The sequence below is a fragment of the Rhodococcus sp. SGAir0479 genome (assembly GCF_005484805.1).
Taxonomy (GTDB): Bacteria; Actinomycetota; Actinomycetes; order Mycobacteriales; family Mycobacteriaceae; genus Prescottella.
Genome location: NZ_CP039432.1, coordinates 756,132 through 772,406, shown reverse-complemented (window position 1 = coordinate 772,406; position 16,275 = coordinate 756,132). Strand labels below are relative to the sequence as shown.

General features: G+C 70.2%; 16 protein-coding genes and 1 riboswitch. Of the genes, 6 read left to right on the top strand and 10 right to left on the bottom strand.

What is annotated here, in order from left to right:
• Window positions 1-28: 28 nt before the first annotated feature.
• Window positions 29-1,597: a carboxylesterase/lipase family protein gene (locus E7742_RS03685; protein ID WP_137801032.1), complete on the bottom strand. Its 1,569-nt coding sequence runs from the start codon at window positions 1,595-1,597 to the stop codon at window positions 29-31.
• A 125-nt stretch (window positions 1,598-1,722) separates the two neighbouring features.
• Window positions 1,723-1,819, top strand: a riboswitch (TPP riboswitch).
• Between E7742_RS03685 and tenA the strand changes: the two genes are divergently transcribed.
• The 4 genes from tenA to E7742_RS03665 all read left to right on the top strand — a co-directional run bounded on the left by tenA (window position 1,813) and on the right by E7742_RS03665 (window position 5,113).
• Window positions 1,813-2,541 carry a thiaminase II gene (tenA, locus tag E7742_RS03680; protein ID WP_137797701.1) on the top strand — a complete coding sequence of 243 codons (729 nt, stop codon included), beginning with the start codon at window positions 1,813-1,815 and terminating at the stop codon, window positions 2,539-2,541. It overlaps the preceding riboswitch by 7 nt.
• Window positions 2,538-3,566, top strand: coding sequence for an ABC transporter substrate-binding protein (locus E7742_RS03675; RefSeq protein WP_137797700.1), 1,029 nt, complete (start codon window positions 2,538-2,540; stop codon window positions 3,564-3,566). Before tenA ends, E7742_RS03675 begins: the two co-directional genes overlap by 4 nt.
• Window positions 3,544-4,359, top strand: a complete 816-nt coding sequence (locus tag E7742_RS03670) for an ABC transporter permease (RefSeq protein WP_137797699.1) — start codon at window positions 3,544-3,546, stop codon at window positions 4,357-4,359. The genes E7742_RS03675 and E7742_RS03670 overlap by 23 nt, the downstream gene beginning before the upstream one ends.
• On the top strand, window positions 4,352-5,113 hold the full coding sequence (locus E7742_RS03665; protein ID WP_137797698.1) for an ABC transporter ATP-binding protein: 762 nt from the start codon (window positions 4,352-4,354) through the stop codon (window positions 5,111-5,113). Before E7742_RS03670 ends, E7742_RS03665 begins: the two co-directional genes overlap by 8 nt.
• 9 nt (window positions 5,114-5,122) lie before the next feature.
• Here the strand turns inward: E7742_RS03665 and E7742_RS03660 are convergent, their stop codons facing one another.
• The 4 genes from E7742_RS03660 to E7742_RS03645 all read right to left on the bottom strand — a co-directional run bounded on the left by E7742_RS03660 (window position 5,123) and on the right by E7742_RS03645 (window position 8,793).
• The gene (locus E7742_RS03660) at window positions 5,123-5,311 is read right to left on the bottom strand and encodes a hypothetical protein (protein ID WP_137797697.1); all 189 of its coding nucleotides are present in this window, start codon (window positions 5,309-5,311) and stop codon (window positions 5,123-5,125) included.
• Window positions 5,312-5,666: 355 nt separating this feature from the next.
• Window positions 5,667-7,205 carry an FAD-binding protein gene (locus tag E7742_RS03655; RefSeq protein WP_137797696.1) on the bottom strand — a complete coding sequence of 513 codons (1,539 nt, stop codon included), beginning with the start codon at window positions 7,203-7,205 and terminating at the stop codon, window positions 5,667-5,669.
• Between the two features lie 87 nt (window positions 7,206-7,292).
• A complete protein-coding gene (locus E7742_RS03650; protein ID WP_254699150.1) occupies window positions 7,293-7,811 on the bottom strand; it encodes a VOC family protein in 519 nt (172 codons plus the stop codon).
• Window positions 7,812-7,923: 112 nt separating this feature from the next.
• Complete coding sequence (locus E7742_RS03645) at window positions 7,924-8,793, bottom strand: uracil-DNA glycosylase (protein ID WP_137797694.1); 870 nt, start codon at window positions 8,791-8,793, stop codon at window positions 7,924-7,926.
• A 101-nt stretch (window positions 8,794-8,894) separates the two neighbouring features.
• Here E7742_RS03645 and E7742_RS03640 point away from each other — a divergent pair, with 101 nt between their 5' ends.
• A complete protein-coding gene (locus tag E7742_RS03640) occupies window positions 8,895-9,659 on the top strand; it encodes an SIR2 family NAD-dependent protein deacylase (RefSeq protein WP_137797693.1) in 765 nt (254 codons plus the stop codon).
• Between the two features lie 13 nt (window positions 9,660-9,672).
• Here E7742_RS03640 and E7742_RS03635 read toward each other — a convergent pair whose 3' ends face one another.
• Together E7742_RS03635 and E7742_RS03630 are read right to left on the bottom strand one after the other, a co-directional pair.
• Window positions 9,673-11,466, bottom strand: coding sequence for an AMP-dependent synthetase/ligase (locus tag E7742_RS03635; RefSeq protein WP_137801031.1), 1,794 nt, complete (start codon window positions 11,464-11,466; stop codon window positions 9,673-9,675).
• Window positions 11,459-11,938, bottom strand: a complete 480-nt coding sequence (locus tag E7742_RS03630) for a MarR family winged helix-turn-helix transcriptional regulator (protein WP_137797692.1) — start codon at window positions 11,936-11,938, stop codon at window positions 11,459-11,461. Before E7742_RS03630 ends, E7742_RS03635 begins: the two co-directional genes overlap by 8 nt.
• Before the next feature lie 132 nt (window positions 11,939-12,070).
• Between E7742_RS03630 and E7742_RS03625 the strand changes: the two genes are divergently transcribed.
• On the top strand, window positions 12,071-12,343 hold the full coding sequence (locus tag E7742_RS03625; protein WP_137797691.1) for a chorismate mutase: 273 nt from the start codon (window positions 12,071-12,073) through the stop codon (window positions 12,341-12,343).
• A gap of 96 nt (window positions 12,344-12,439) precedes the next feature.
• On the opposite strand, the gene E7742_RS03620 is transcribed toward E7742_RS03625, so the two are convergent.
• The 3 genes from E7742_RS03620 to E7742_RS03610 all read right to left on the bottom strand — a co-directional run bounded on the left by E7742_RS03620 (window position 12,440) and on the right by E7742_RS03610 (window position 16,227).
• Window positions 12,440-13,138 carry a GntR family transcriptional regulator gene (locus E7742_RS03620; protein WP_137797690.1) on the bottom strand — a complete coding sequence of 233 codons (699 nt, stop codon included), beginning with the start codon at window positions 13,136-13,138 and terminating at the stop codon, window positions 12,440-12,442.
• 31 nt (window positions 13,139-13,169) lie between these two features.
• Complete coding sequence (atzF, locus tag E7742_RS03615; protein ID WP_137797689.1) at window positions 13,170-14,891, bottom strand: allophanate hydrolase; 1,722 nt, start codon at window positions 14,889-14,891, stop codon at window positions 13,170-13,172.
• A gap of 190 nt (window positions 14,892-15,081) precedes the next feature.
• Complete coding sequence (locus E7742_RS03610; protein WP_137797688.1) at window positions 15,082-16,227, bottom strand: alpha/beta hydrolase; 1,146 nt, start codon at window positions 16,225-16,227, stop codon at window positions 15,082-15,084.
• Window positions 16,228-16,275: the final 48 nt, after the last annotated feature.

Here is a 16,275-nt window from a genome sequence, read left to right as displayed (position 1 = left end):
TGGTGTTCGAGTCAAGGGTCAGTACTCATCAGCTGAACCCCATCGCCTCACTGCCCCATGCGATCCGCATGTCCCGGTCCGGATCCGAGACGAGACGGTCGCGGCCGTCGATCAGCAGCGTCGACCGATTCTCCTCGGTGTACGCTGCCCAGTGCTTGGACCCGTCGAGTGCGGCCGGGACGGCGTAGCGGGCGAATGCGAGCCAGCGCCGCTGCACCCGGCCGGACACCTCGATCGCTCCCTTGCGGCCACCGAGCCAGAACGTCGGGTCGGGATCGAGGGTCCCGAAATTTCCGAACACATAGGGCAATTCGGTTGCGTGGCCGGCACCGACGCGGGCCGCCCGGAGCATCGGGGTGGAGTGGTCGAACCGGTACACCCAGGTGGGCGAGTGCCGGCTGTGGGCGTCGGCGACCCACAGGGCCGGCATCCGGAACGCTGCATCACGTGAAAGGGCAAGCACACCTCGTGGTTTGGTCGATCCCGGGTAGGCCGCCGCGATCTGCGCGAGCCGGACCGGTGAGAGTCCCGGGTTGTCCTCGGCGAGTCCCGCGAACATGCGCTGGACGGCGTCGGGGCTGACCGGCAGCAGGGGTGAGCGCATGAACTTGAAGATCGACGCCTCGTCCCGATTGGAACCGATGATCAACGGGATGCGGTGCGAGCGTCCCTTCTGGAACGCGGCCACCGGGTAGTGCGGAACCAGATCCCGGTCGACGACCGGGGCCATGGCCAGCGTGCCCGGAACTCGCGTCGGCACCTCGTCGACGAGAACGTCACCGGCCTGTACCAGGCGTTCGGCCGGCATTCCCGCCAGATCTGCGACGCGCGTGACGGGCACTTCCAGAATCTCCAGGAACCGCCGCGCGACCGTCGCGGCACGCTCCGCCCCGTACACCGACGTCGCCGGCGGGCTCTGGGCGATGGCGCGGTGGAACAGTCCCTCGGCCCGCGGCACCGTCATCAATGTCGTGATCGCCCCGCCGCCGGACGACTCTCCGAACAACGTCACCTCTTCCGGATCGCCGCCGAAAACGGCGATGTTCGCGCGCACCCACTCGAGGGCGGCGATCTGGTCCCGCAGCCCCAGGTTGGACTCGAACGTCCGCTCCGCGGTCGAGAACGACGACAGGTCCAGGAAGCCCAGGGCGCCGAGCCGGTAGTTGAACGTCACCAGCACGACATCCCCACGCTCGACGAGCAGCCGCCCGTCGTAGATCGGTTGCGCGGACGATCCGAGACAGTAGGCGCCGCCGTGGATCCACACCATGACCGGCCTGGGGGTACCGTCCGGGCGGGGCGCCCACACGTTGACGGTCAGACAGTCCTCACCGATCCGCATCGACGGATCGAGCGGGACCGAGTTGTCGTGGCCCTGCGGGGCCATCGCACCGAACGCGGCGCCGTCACGGACCTCGCTCCATGCGTCGGGCGGTACAGGCGACCGGAAGCGCCGCTCCCCCGTCGGCGCGGCGGCATACGGAATACCCTTCCAGGCGAACACCGGTCCGTCGGCGTAACCGCGCACCGGTCCCCGGTCCGTCTCGACGACGAGTGTCTCGGGCCCGCGGGCCGCTCCGGTCTCGAGAACTTCCACTGCTTGCACGATGCGGCCCTCCTCACGCTCCGACAACGCGGTCGGTACGGCTGCGCGCCGGTCCCCTCGGCCGGACGGACAGCCGACTGCCAACGTACCAATCCGGCGGTGCTATGGTCGGCTCGTTCACTGACACGGGGTGCTCCGCACGGGCGGGGCTGAGATCACACCCGGGAACCTGCATCAGGTAATGCTGACGAAGGGATGTCATGGCGATGACGACGCCTGTTCACGACATATCTGTCCACCCCGACGCCGACGGCTCGCGCTTCACGGATCTGCTGTGGGCACGGACTGCGGTCCTGCGGGCCGCGATCGACGACATGGAGTTCCTGCGCCGGCTCGGCGACGGCACGCTGCCGCTCGATGTGTTCCGGACCTACATCGAGCAGGACTCGCTGTACCTGGCCGAATACGCCAAGGCGCTGGCGCTGGTGGCGGCGAAGGCCCCGGACCCGCAGACGGCCGCGTTCTGGGCGACATCGTCCGCGACTGCGGCCGTGGTGGAGACCGAACTGCACGAGGGACTCATGGCCGGCGGGGTGTTGCCGGAACGGTCGACCGCGCCGGAGCATTCGCCGGCGTGCCTCGGGTACGTGTCGTACCTGACGGCGACGGCGGCGACCGAGTCGTACGCCGTGGCTGCGGCGGCGGTCCTGCCGTGTTTCTGGATCTACGCGGAGGTGGGCCGTCGCCTCGCCGCCGACGCGCACGAGGTGCTGGCCGCCGACCCGGCGCACCCCTACGCGCAGTGGGTCACCACGTACGACGATCCGGCGTTCCACGAGTCCGTCGCGACCGCGCGCCGGCTCGTCGACGAGGCCGCGAACGCCGCGACGACGGAGGAGCGTGAGGCGATGGTCCGGGCCTTCGTCACCGCGAGCCGCTACGAGTACATGTTCTGGGACACCGCCCTGAACCCGCAGCCCTGGCCCGCGTCGTGACGTCGGTGTCGCGGCTGCGCCGCGTGCTGGCCACCTCGGCGATCGTCGCGTCCGCGATGAGCATCCTCACCGGGTGCGCCAGCTCCGACAGCTCCGGGGACACCATCCGGTTCGCTCTCGACTGGACGCCGAACACCAATCACACCGGCCTGTACGTGGCGCTGCAGGAGGGGTACTTCGCGGACGCGGGCCTCGACGTCCAGGTGCTGCCGTACAACAACACCTCACCCGACACCCTCGTGGACGCCGGGAACGCCGAGTTCGGCACCAGCTTCCAGGACGCGGCCACGTTCTCCCGCGCCGCGGGGGCGCAGACCGTCTCGGTGCTGGCGCCGCTGCAGCACTGGGCGACCGGTATCGGCGTCAAGGCGGACCGCGCCGACCTCGCGAGCCCCAAGGACCTCGACGGCAAGACCTACGCCGGGTTCGGTGATCCGGGCGAGCGGGAGATCCTCCGTCAGGTCATCCGGAACGACGGGGGCACAGGCGATTTTGACACCGTGGTGCTGGGCACCTCGGCGTACGAGGCCGTCTACGGCGGCCAGGCGGACTTCACGGTGTCCTACGCGGCGTGGGAGGGCGTCGAGGCGGCGCGCCGCGGTACCCCGATGCGCTACTTCGACTACACCGACTACGGCTTCCCGGACGCGTACGCGATCGTCGTGAACGGCAACGAGCAGTGGCTCGCCGAGCATCCCGAGCAGGCGCGCAAGTTCGTCCAGGCCCTCCAGCGCGGCTACCAGTTGGCGGCCGACGACCCCGACCGCGGCGCGAAGGCACTGATCGACGCGAATCCAGGGGTCTTCGGCGACGAGGAACTCGTGTACGAGAGTCAGCGGATACTGGCCGCGGACTACATGAAGGACGCGTCGGGGCGCGTGGGCACCCAGACCCGCGAGCAGTGGGCGGGCTATTCGGGTTTCCTGTACGCGCACGGGCTGCTCGCCGGACCCGACGGCAAACCACTGACCGCCGAACCGGACTGGTCGACGTACTTCACCGATGAGTACCTCGCAGCGCCGTAGGCGCGACGCGGACGACACCGCGGGCCCGCTGCGCCGGCTGCTGCCCGCGGTGGTCGTCGCGCTGGCGCTGGTCGCCCTGTGGCAGTTGTACGTGACGGTCAGCGGCATCCGCCCGCAGGTGTTGCCGTCGCCGGCGCGGGTGCTCGAGCAGGGGTGGCTGCACCGCGACGACATCGCCGGCCACGCGTGGGCCACGCTGCAGGTGACGCTCGTCGGGTTCGCGGTGTCGTTGGTGGTCGCGTGGACGCTCGCGGTGCTCGTGGACTTCTCGCCCTGGCTGCGAAGGGCTTTCGTTCCGCTCTTCGTGGTGTCCCAGACGCTCCCGATCATCGCGATCGCCCCGCTGATGATCATCTGGTTCGGCTTCGGTCTGCTGCCGAAAATTCTGGTGATCGCGCTCGCGACGTTCTTCCCGATGGCGATCGGACTGATCGAGGGGTTCGCAGCCGCCGACCGCGAAGCCGGCGCCCTGCTGCGGAGCATGGGCGCCTCCCGATGGCAGGAATTCCGGTTCGTACGGCTGCCGTCCGCTCTCCCCCGGTTCTTCACCGCACTCCGGATCGGCGTCACCTATGCGGTCGTGGGCGCCGTGTTCGCCGAGTACGTCGGGGCCAGTTCGGGACTCGGCATCTACATGAGCGTGCAGAAGAACTCCTTCCGCACCGACCTGGTCCTGGCCGCGGTCCTCGTGACGGCGGCGATCAGCATCGCGCTCTACGCCGCCACGTTCGCGATCGAGCGGGTGATGGCGCCGTGGATCCGGCACCCCCGACAGGAGGCCCGCCGTGGGTGAAGCACCGGTCGTCGAACTGTCCGCGGTCACCAAGTCGTTCGGTACCCGCCGGGTGCTCGACGGCATCGACCTCGACGTGCGCCCGGGCGAATTCGTGTCGGTGATCGGACCCAGCGGGTGCGGCAAGAGCACGGTGTTCGGGATCATCGCCGGCCTCGACGCTCCCGACACCGGTTCGGTCTCCGCCCCCACGTGCGCGCACATGCCGCAGAAGGACTTGTTGTTCCCGTGGCGCTCGGTTCTCGACAACACGACTCTCGGGCTCGACGTCCAGCGCGTGCCGCGCAAGCAGGCCCGGGCACGGGCCGCCGAACTCTTCGCGAGGTTCGGGCTCGCGGGCTTCGAGAACGCCCGCCCGCATCAGCTGTCGGGCGGTATGCGCCAGCGTGCCGCGCTGCTGCGGACCGTGGTCCAGGATCGTCCGGTACTGCTGCTCGACGAGCCGTTCGGCGCCCTGGACTCGCTGACCCGCACCGAGATGCAGACCTGGCTGCAGGACGTCTGGCAGCAGTACCGCTGGACCGTACTGATGATCACGCACGACGTGCGGGAGGCGGTTTTCCTGTCGGACCGGGTGATCGTGCTCTCGGCCCGGCCGGCGACGGTCCGTCGCGACGTTGCCGTCGATCTGCCGCGCCCACGCGAACTCGCCCTGCTCACCTCACCGGAATTCGCGGCGATCGAACGCGAACTCATCGACGTCCTGCACGACGAGTCCCGTCGGGCGCTCGCCGAGCAGGACGCTGTCGGCTGACGGTCCTCGTCAGTTCCCGCCGCCGACCATCATCGCGGCCAGCACGGCGCACAGGGCGGTGAACACCGCGACCACCACACCGTCGGCAAGCGCCCCCGAGGTCCACCAGGTCAGCAGGCCCACACTGGTTCCGGTGGTGGCCGCGATCGCCGTGACCGCGCTCACGTGCAACCGCGCGCCCGGACGGGCAGTGTCCATCTGCTCCACCACGGGCCGCTTGTGACCCGGTCGGCAGGAGGGCGGAAGATCAGCAGTCAGGAAGTCCGGCGACCGGTACTCCGGTGGGACCTCGGTTCTCGGGGGAATCCGATGTGGCATCGGCAGCTCACCGCCTCGGGGCAACGACGTGCAGACCCCCGACGCTGCTGGCTGAACACCGGGACAGCCCCATGATAAAGACCTCGTCACGGCCGTTTCCAGGGGTCGAGACACATGCCACAGACACGCCGGCGCACGGTGATCGCCCGTGGAACGGGGCGCACCCCCTCGACGACGCGCGCCCCGCAACCGGAGAGCCGGCTGCGGGGCGCGCGTACTGCGAACTGTGTCCGGACTACTTGCCGGCGATGTTCATCGCGGCGATGTGGCTGAACAGCATGCTGGTGCCGATCGGGTTACCGCCACCCGGGTAGGTGGTGCCGCTGGGGGCCGCCATCGTGTTGCCGGCCGCGTACAGACCCGGAATGGGGTTGCCGGAGGTGTCGAGCACGCGCGCGGTGGTGTCGGTGCGCAGACCACCCTTGGTGCCGAGGTCGGAGATACCGAACGCGGCCGCGTGGAACGGGCCCTGCTCGATCGGGATCAGCGCCGGGCCGCCGCCGGTGAACGCACGGTCGTACGCCTCGTCGCCGCGACCGAAGTCCTCGTCCACGTCGTTGGCTGCCATCGCGTTGAAGCGTTCGACGGTGGCCACCAGGTTCTCGGCCGGGATGCCGATCTTCGCGGCCAGCTCCTCGAGCGTGTCGGCGGTATGCCACAGACCGGCGTCCACGTACTTCTCGGTCTCGACCATCGAGACATTCGAGGCGCCCACCGGCGGACGCTCGCCCGCGCGGTCGTCGTAGATCATCCAGTACGGCAGCGTGACCGAGCCGTCCTCCAGACCCGCGATGACCTCGCGGCCGAGACGGTCGTACGGCGCGTACTCGTTCACGAAGCGCTTACCGTCCTGGTTGACGAAGATGCCGCCGGTGAAGCACAGCGCGAACGCCGAGCGTCCGTCCGGGTGGGTCAGGCCGGGCGACCACCAGGCCTGGTCCATCAGGTCGGTGTCGGCACCCACCGCGATGCCGGCCTGGTGTGCCTTGCCCAGGTTGCCCCACGGACCCATGGTGTCGCGTGCGACGCCCGGAACGCCGAACTTCTGACGGAGCTCGTCGTTGCCCTCGAAGCCGCCGGCGGCGAGGATGACGCCCTTGCGGGCACGGATCGCGACCTGCTCGCCGTCGCGCTCGACGATCGCGCCGACCACGGCACCGTCCTCGACGACCAGCTCGACGAGCGGGGTGTCGAGGTTCAGCTTCGCGTTCGGGTAGTTCCCGATCGCCTTGAGGAAGCGGCCGATCAGCGCGCGGCCGCCGATGAGCATCTCGGGCAGCTCGGCGCCGAGCCGGTCGAAGTCGAGCGGTCCGCGGACGAGCTTGTGCAGGTCACCGACCTCCGAGATCGGCAGCGGCGTCGGCATCGTGTGGCGCTGGCCGTCGTTGCGGGCCTTGGGCATCTTGCCGTAGTAGTCGGGCCACGGCAGCATCTGGAACTTGAGGTTCTCGTCCTGCTCGAGGTACTCGACCAGCGGCGCGCCGCCCTTGACGTACGTGTCCTGCAGCTCGCGCGGGGTGCGGTCACCGACGACGGCGTGGTAGTACTCGAGCGCGTCCTCGATCGTGTCGTCGGTGCCGGCGCGCTTGAGCACCGGGTTGGCCGGGAACCAGAACCCGCCGCCACCGGAGTACGCGGTGGTGCCACCGAACTTGTCCGTCGCCTCGACCAGGATCACGTCGAGACCTTCGCGGGCGGCGGTGTAGGCGCCGGTGACGCCACCGGCGCCCGACCCGGCCACCAACACGTCACATTCTTCGTTCCAGTTGACCATCGTTCAGCCTTTCCCGGCCATGCCGGCTTGGGTTCTCCCCCTCGTCGAGGAGGACAGTGGGACTCGAAAGTTCGAAGTCGCCTGCGCTCAGGCGATCGGACGGACGGGATCGGACCCGTCCCAGGTACGGGCCTGAGCGATTCCGTAGTCGAGCATCGCGCGCATGCCGTCGCTCTGGATGTACTCGAAGACGACACCCGGCTGCGCCGGTGAGTGCAGGTAGGCGACGCGGGTGCCGGGGCCTTCGGCGAGGAACAATTCCTCGAGTCCTCGGGCCCGAGCCGTGGCCAGAGCACCGTCGAGATCGTCGGTGATCCAGGCCATGTGATGGGGTCCCACCAGGGGCTCACCGGCGTCATCCGTGTACGGCGACGGGGTCGACGACGTGATCTGCATGAGTTCGATCTGGAGTGCGCCGGTGTAGCCCATCGCGACGTCCATGGTCACGACGGTGTCCGAGCCCGCGTATCGGCCCTGCAGCGTCACGCCCCGGAACACCGTCCAGGGCCCGACGCGGGCGTGGGTCACCCAATGGTCGACGGCGGCGTCGAGATCCGCGACGACGTACCCCATCTGGACAGCGGGTTCGGGGACCTCGTGGGCCATGCGCACCTCCAACGGCATTCGACGTGGCTGTGATGGTAGCCACGCCTGCCGCCCGGTCCTCAAGTTCGTGTCCCACTCAGAGGACGGATGCGCACCGGGTGGTCGACGGCCGTCAGCGGCCGGAGCCGCCGCACCCCCATCCGAGACCGGCCAGGTCCCGCCCGCGGGCGATCACGTCGTCGAGCATCTTCTCCGTGAGCCTGCCCGTGAAGGTGTTCTGCTGGCTGGGGTGATAGCACCCCACCACGTCCAGGCGCCGTCCCGCGGGCGTGTGGAGCTCGGCCACCGCCCCGTGCCCGAACTTGGGCTTGGGAGTGGGCACGGTCCCCCCGATCCGGCGGATCGCGCCGAGGGTGGCGTCCCACCCGAACGAGCCGAGCGCGATGATCGCGCCCACCCACGGCAGCAGGTCGGAGAGTTCGGCGTCCAGCCATCCGGAGCAGCAGTCCCGCTCGGTGACGGTGGGCTTGTTGTCCGGCGGTGCACAGCGCACCGCGGAGATCATCCGGGCGCCGAACAGCTTCTGCCCGTCGCCTGCGAACTCGACGGTGGGCTTGTTGGCGATGCCGGCGCGGTGCAGGGCCCGGAACAACCAGTCACCGGCCTGGTCGCCGGTGAACATCCGGCCCGTGCGGTTGCCGCCGTTCGCGGCCGGGGCCAGTCCCATGATCAGTAGTTTGGGGAACGGGTCGCCGAACCCGGGGAGTGGACGCCCCCAGTAGGGCTGGTCCGCGAAGGAGCGGCGCTTGACCTCAGCGGCGTGCTCCCGCCACTCCACCAACCGTGGGCAGGCCCGGCACACGCTGATCCGGGCGTCCAGCTCGCTCGGTCCGGCCGAGGCGGCCAGCGCGCGGACCTCGTCCGCGGAGTGCGCGACGGGGGTGTCCGCGGGCGCCGGGTCGCCCGGCCACCCGGTGCCGGGCGGCACCGGCGACGGGAAAAGCTTCCCGGTGTCGGGATGTGGCAGCAGCTGGCCCGTCATCGGTTCCGCACCCTCGTAGACATGCGTCAATTCAACCCGATCGGACGGCGGGACGCTGACGGGCACGGACGTACCGAACGCAGTCCCGGAGAATCGACGGCATGACCTCGCACCTTCCGGATCCGGCCGTAGTCGAAGCAGCCCGCACGGCGCGACGGGTCGTCGTGTTCAGCGGCGCCGGTATGTCCGCCGAGAGTGGCATCCCGACGTTCCGGGACGCGCAGACAGGACTGTGGGAACGATTCTCACCCGAGCAACTCGCGAGCCCGGAGGGGTGGGAGCGCGACCGCGGCCTGGTGTGGGCCTGGTACCAGTGGAGAACCGGGCTGGTCCGCCGGGTACACCCCAACGAGGGCCACCTCGCGCTGGCGGCGTGGGCGCGCCACGTGCCGCTCACGATCGTCACGCAGAACGTCGACGATCTCCACGAGCGGGCCGGCAGCGAGGTCGGTGTGCATCTGCACGGCAGCCTGTTCGCACCCCGCTGCAGTGGCTGCGAAGCCCCGTTCCCCTCGGACGGTGGCCTCGATGCCGAACCCACCGGACCGCTGACGCCGCCGGCCTGTCCGGTCTGCGGCGCCCCGGTGCGGCCGGGGGCCGTGTGGTTCGGCGAGGCCCTGCCGCAGGATGCGTGGGAGCGGGCGGAGAAGGCCGTGGCCGAGTGCGACCTGATGGTCGTCGTCGGCACCTCCGGAGTCGTCCACCCGGCGGCGATGCTGCCGCTGCGGGCGGTCGACGGCGGCGCGACCGTCGTCGAAATCAATCCGCAGGCAACGGAACTGAGCCCCCACGTGCATCACTCGTGGCGTACCACCGCCGCCGGCGGACTGCCCGCCCTGGCCGAGGCACTCGGAATCGCCCTCTGAGGAGGCGGGGACCTCAGCGCCGACGGTAGATGGAAGCGATCTGCTCGGCGTACCGCTCCGAGACCACGTTGCGCTTGATCTTCAGCGTCGCGGTGAGCTCGCCGGCCTCCTCGGTGAGATCTCGCGGGAGGATCTCGAACTTCTTGATCGCCTCCGTGTGCGAGACCGTCGTATTGGCGTCGTCCACCACGGCCTGCACGGCCTTGCGCAGATCGGGGTCGTCGGCGAGGTCGGACACGGTCGCCGACGCCGGTTTGCCGTTGGCCGCCTTCCAGTTCTCGAACGGTTCGGGATCGAGCGTGAGCAGGGCGCCGATGAACGGCCGGCCGTCCCCCACGACGACCGCCTGCGAGATCAGGACGTTCGACCGCAGTCGGTCCTCGAGGGGCCCGGGTGAGACGTTCTTGCCACCGGCCGTCACCAGCAGGTCCTTCTTGCGACCGGTGAGCGTCAGGTAGCCGTCGTCGTCCAACTCCCCCAGGTCCCCGGTGCGCAGCCAGCCGTCACGGAGGGCCTCCGCGGTGGCCTGGTCGTTGCGCCAATACCCGGCGAACACCACACCGCCGTGCAACTCGATCTCGCCATCGTCGGCGATGCGCACGGTGTTCCCGCCCATCGGCCGTCCGACGGAGCCGATCCGCTGCTGGCCGGGCACGTTCACACAGTGCGCCGCAGTCGATTCCGTGAGCCCGTAGCCCTCGTAGATCGGCACGCCGGCGCCGCGGAAGAAGTGTCCCAGTCGCGGCATGAGTGCGCCGCCGCCGGAGATCGCCCACCAGCACTCGTCGCCGATCGCCGCCCGCAGCTTGCGGAAGACGAGACGGTCCGCGACCGCGTGATACGCCCGCAGCCGCAGCGACGGTCCGCCGGCGTCGAGCGCCTGGCTGTACGCGACGGCGGTGGCCTCGGCGAACCCGAAGATCGCGCGGGGAATGCGTCCGCCCTTCTCGGCAGTGTGCGCCGCGGTGTCGCGCACCTTCTCGAAGACCCTCGGGACGCCGAGGATCACGTGCGGACGGAATCGCTCGAACTGGCCCGCGACGCTGCCGAAGTTGGACCAGTGCGCCTGTGTCCCACCGGCTTCGAACATCGCCAACGAGACGGCGCGGGCGAGCACGTGCGCGAGCGGCAGGAAGGTGAGCATCCGGTTCCCGGGGCGCGCCACCTCGCCGATCGAGGCGGTGAGGATCCCGCGCACCTCGGACAGGAAGTTCCGATGGGTGAGCACGCACCCCTTGGGTCGACCGGTGGTCCCGGACGTGTACACCAGCGACGCGGGGTCGTCCGCCCGGAGGCCGGCCAGGCGTTCGGCGACGACGGCGTCGTCGAGGCTCGCGCCCTCCGCGACGAGCTTGTCCACGGCCCGGTCCTCGATCTGCAGCACGCGGGACAGCTGCGTCGCGGCGCCCTCGAATGCGCTTGCGTGCGCCGCGGTCTCGGCGATCGCCAGCACGGCACCGGAATCCTCGACGATCCACGCGACCTGCTCGGTGGACGACGAGTCGTAGATCGGCACCGAAACCGCGCCGGCCGCCCAGATCGCGAAGTCGAAGAGGGACCACTCGAATCGAGTCGCGGACAGCAGCGCCACCCGATCACCCTGCTGCACACCGGCAGCCACGAGACCCTTCGCGACTCCGGTCACCAGGTCCGCGAACTCGGCCGCGGTGACGTCGACCCAGTCCGCGCCGCTCGGCCGTGAGAACACGACGAGGTCCGGACTGCGGCGCGCGTGCTCGAACACGGTGCGAACGACGGCGTCGTCGTCCGCGACCGTGAAGCTGGCGGGGGTGCCGTACTCACGCATGGGCGTCATCTCCAACTCGAGTCGTGGTGTCGGGAGCTGTGGTCGGGACCGGTGCCTCACGAAAGCGCCGCAGGATGCCCGCGAACGCCGTAACCTCCGCCGGCGACCACCCGTCCACACGGGCCCGGACCTCGTCGAGGCGTCTGCGGTCGGCGGCCGCCAGCACGGCTGCGCCCTGCGCGGTGAGGCTGAGCGGGTAACCGCTGCGGAGCGAGCCGGGTTCGGTCCGCACCCACCCGGACTCCACGCATCCGCGCAACTGTCGCGACACCGTGGAACGGTTGACGCCGAACGAGTCGGAAATGTCCGTGGCACGGCACCCGGGATGGCGGGCGATGAACGACAGCGCCGAGTGCTGAGCGAACGACGGTCCGCCCTGTGCGTCCCGTCCGCCGGCCACCAGGTCGCGGGCGAATTGCACCAATTCGGCGTGCAGCGCGGCCACGTCGTCGGCCCTCGTTTCGTGTTGCACGATGCAACTGTACGCTCCGACCGTGATCTGCACCGCTCACGTACCGGACGTAACGTGTAGCTCAGTACTGCGACTAACAATGAGACAGCGTCGCAGCGGGAGCCCTACCCGCCCGAGACCGAAGGAGTCGATGTGTCTGTTCAGACCGAATCGTGCGCCCTCCACACCACTGGATCGTCCCGGGACGCCGACGTGGCCTCGCTCGACCACCTCGAGCAGGAAGTTGCCGACCTGGACGCCCTCATCCTGGACGCCGTGCGCCGACGCAGCGACCTGGCACGCAGCCTCGGCGCGGTCGAGGTCGCGGATCCTGCCGATCCCTCGTCGTCCTTCTCCGAGTTGGGGCCGGACGGACGCGCACTCGAACGCATGCTGGCGCGGCTGAGCGCCGCCGAGCCGGGATAACGGACCCGTCTCGAGTCCGCCGAGCCGTCTTCGCTTCGTGATGTTCGTCACCACAAACGGAGGCGGTTCGCCCGTTTTACGGACCCGTCGTCGGCGTCAGCGTCGTCCGCGCAGAGCGTGTGCGGTGACCGCCTGCACCGCCCGCTGCTCGACGACGTCCAGTGATTCGCCGACGTGGCCGTGCAGGCTCTCCAGCGCACCGGTGAGGTCGCCGTCGAGGATCTGCTCGACGATCGCGACATGCTCGGTGACGGTGGCCCGCACCCGCTCGGGGCTCTGGTAGTCGTACATCCGCACCAGCCGGATCTGGCTGTTGACGGTCGCGAGCGCCCGCGTGAGGGCCGGGTTCCCGGCGGCGGTCGAGAGTTCCAGGTGGAACTGCTGATCGAGCTGGACGATGTCGGGTGACGGCGCCGGCGGGTCGGCCTCCAGCGCGCGCCACCGCCCCCGCACGGCCTCGAGCAGCGCCCGATCGAACCGGAGATCGGTGTTCTCGACGTGGCGCGCGATGCCCCGCAGTTCGAGCGTGATGCGCAGCTCGTAGAGATCCCGGATGCTGTCCAGGTCCGGAAACATCGGGTAGTACCCGTCGTCGCGGCGGGTGACGATCCCATCCGCGTGCAAACGCACCAGTGCCTCCCGCAGCGGAGTGCGGGAGACTCCGAGGGCCTCGCACAACCGGCCCTCGACGAGCCGATCGTGCGGGGCCACGGCCCCGCTCATGATCTGTTCCCGCAACTGCAGGTAGACCTGTTCTCGCAGACCGGTTCCCGACCCGCCGCCGACGGTGGCCATCTCGTTCCTTCCGTTCCCGCGCCGGCGGGCGTCAGGCCGACGCACCGGCCAGGTACGCGCGCCATCCTCCGAACGCTGTGATGTCCACCCCGTGGGCCGCGGCCGCCGGGGTACAGGTGAATCCGACGGCCCGGGTGCCGTCCGCGAGAGTCATCTCGGTGAGCGCCATCGGCGACGGCAGCGCGGCCAGGAAGGACCCCAGGCCGGCCGGTGAGATGCGGTACAGCTCGCCCGGCAGGGATCGGCCCACCCCGTGCGCCACCCGCACGAGCCCCGGCTTGGGCGGCACCGAGTCCAGACGCACCATGAGGTAGTCGTCCGTCGTCGTGACGGGCCGTTCGAACCGGGCCCCCAGCGCCTCCAGCTGGTGGTGCAGCGGCTGGTCGCGCAGGTGCGCCCCGAACACCGCCAGCGGCACCCCCGCGTCCGGCGCGAGGACCGCCGGGGCACTACCGGCGATACGGGCCGCGACGTCCAGCGCCACCTGGTCGCCGAACGCGGGCGCCACGGTCATCACGCCGAACGACTCCCCCGGGGCGCCGTCCACGGGTACCGCGACCGACGACAGGTCGAGCAGGTTGCAGAAGTTCGTGAACGTGCCGAGCCGGCGGTTGATCTCGACCGGGTCGGCGAGCACGTCCTCCACCAGCGGGTGTTCGGTCGTGGTGGGCAGCAGCAGTGCGTCCACGTCCGAGAACAGCGCGGCGGCGCGGTGGCGCGCGGCCACCAGCAAGCCCGTGTCGCGGACGAATTCGTGCGCCCGCGGTTCGGCGGCGCCGCGCACGATCGCTGCCACGGTGGGATCGAGGGTGGCGTCGGGGTTGGCGACGACGAAGTCGCCCACCGCGTCGAACCTCTCGGCGACGAGGGCGCCGTCGTACAGCAACCGTGCGGCGGCCAGCAACGAGTCGATGTCGACGGGCACGACGTCGGCGCCGGCTTCGCGGGCGCGCCGCGCGGCCGTCGCGAATCCCGCACGGTAGCCGTCGGAGAGGACGTCGAGCTGCGCGTCGAGGGGGACGCCGACCCGCGGGCGGCGCGGCGCCGACAAGGGGACGTCCGACGGCCACGTCCGGCTGCGCGGATCGCGGGCGTCGGGACCGATCATGACCGACATCGCCAGTGCGGCCAGGTCGACCGTCGGCGCCATCACGGTGACGCAGTCGAAGTCGGCGCACGCCGGCACGACACCGGACGTCGGGACCAGACCGAGTGTCGGCTTGATGCCGACCACACCGTTGAACGCCGCGGGGACGCGGCCCGATCCGGCGGTATCCGTCCCCAGCGCGAAGTCGACGAGGCCCAGGCCCACCGCGACCCCGGATCCGGAGCTCGAACCACCGGACACCCGGTCGGGATACCGTGCGGCGCGGACGATTCCGTAGGGGCTGCGGGTTCCGACGAGGCCCGTGGCGAACTGGTCCAGGTTGGTCTTGCCGAGCACCAGCGCACCGGCGTCGAGCAGCCGTGCCACCGCCGGCGACGACACCTGTGGGGTGTAACCGAACTCGGGGCACCCGGCGGTCGTCGGCAAACCGGCCACGTCGATGTTGTCCTTGACCGCGAAGAGCTTTCCGGCGAGCGGCAACTGCGCGCCCGCCTCGACGCGGGCGGCGATCCGTGCGGCCTCGGCGACGACGTCGGACTCCGGCCGAAGGTGGATCCAGACCTCCGGTCGATCGCACTCGCGCACCCGGGCGAAGGCGGACCGCACTCGCTCGGTCAGGGTGGGGGCGTCGAACATCGTCGTCATCGGGGCCGCTTTCTCGCACGGGCCGCGCACGCCGGCCCACCGTGTATACGTCTGCGTATACGCTAGGTGGCCAGGTGTTACGTCAGCGCTACACGACGTGACGATCTCGTATCGAGCGAGCGGTGCGCGGCGACCGGTGACGGCGGGAACCGGCTCGCGGTTCGGGCCGTCACCGGCTCACCCCGGTCGTTCAGGACAGGCCGAGCGCCTTCTCGAGCGTCGGCCAGGCCTTCGGCAGCTGGACGCGCCAGTAGTCCCACTCGTGCACTCCGGCACCCTCGTACGCGATGGTCGCCGGGATACCGAGGGTGCGCAGGCGTGCGTCGAACACTCGCGTGCACACGTTGGCCGCGGCCTCGATGGCCCCACCGAGGTAGAGGCGACGGGCGTCGTCCGATCCCTCCTCGAAGGGCCCGGGCCGGCCGTTGGACACCGACAGGTAGATCTGCTTGCCGCGCAGCCGTTCCGCGTTGAGCACCGAATCGTGCGCCTGCCGCTCCGCTTCGTCGGCCCACATGTTCGCGGGGTCACCGCCCTGGGACGTCACGCTCGTCTGGACGGTGAGCCGACCGAGCGCGTCGCTCGTCGAGTAGCACCCGCTGAACGCCGCGACGCCCTGGTACAGCTCCGGATTCCGGTGCGCGAGCATGACTGCGGCTTGGGCGCCCATCGAGTTGCCGGCAATCGCGTTGACGCCGTTGGTGTCCAGCTTCGCGTCGATCAGCGGGGGCAGCTCCTCGGTGATGAAGGTCTCCCACTTGTTGAGGCCCAGCTTCGGGTCCACCCGGTCCCAGTCGGCGTACAAGCTCGCACGCCCGCCGTTGAGCATGACGAGATTGACGTCCTTGTCCTCGAAGAACTTGGCCGCGGCACCCTGGCGGTCGCTGATCCATCCACTGTTGCCGTTGCGCGCACTCACGCCGTCGAGCATGTACAGCGTGGGCCGCGGAACCGAGCGGTCCGCGGCAGGCTGCACCTGGACCGACACCTCACGACGCAACGCCGGCGAGGTGATCGTGTACTTGATCACGCCCCGCGCCTGCTGCTCCTCGGCCGTGATCTCGACGGTGTCGATGTCGTCGCGGGTCGCGGGCGGGGGACCGGGATCCTCCTGGAGCGACTCGGGGATCGACGATCCTGCCCCGACGCTGCCACCGGTGCCGCTTCCGCTGCCGAGGCTTCCCAGACTGCCCAGACTGCCCGAGCCGGGCGCGGCGGATGCCGTTCCCGCCGCCAGCACGACGGTCAGCGCCGCCGCACCCACGCCTGCCAGCGCTCTCCCCCACCCTCGCGGTGACTGTCCACCGCGCCGGCTCCGTTCGCCCAACGACTGCATCGTTCTTCCTCCGTGTCGATCCTGCGTCGACACGATAGGCTGCCGGCC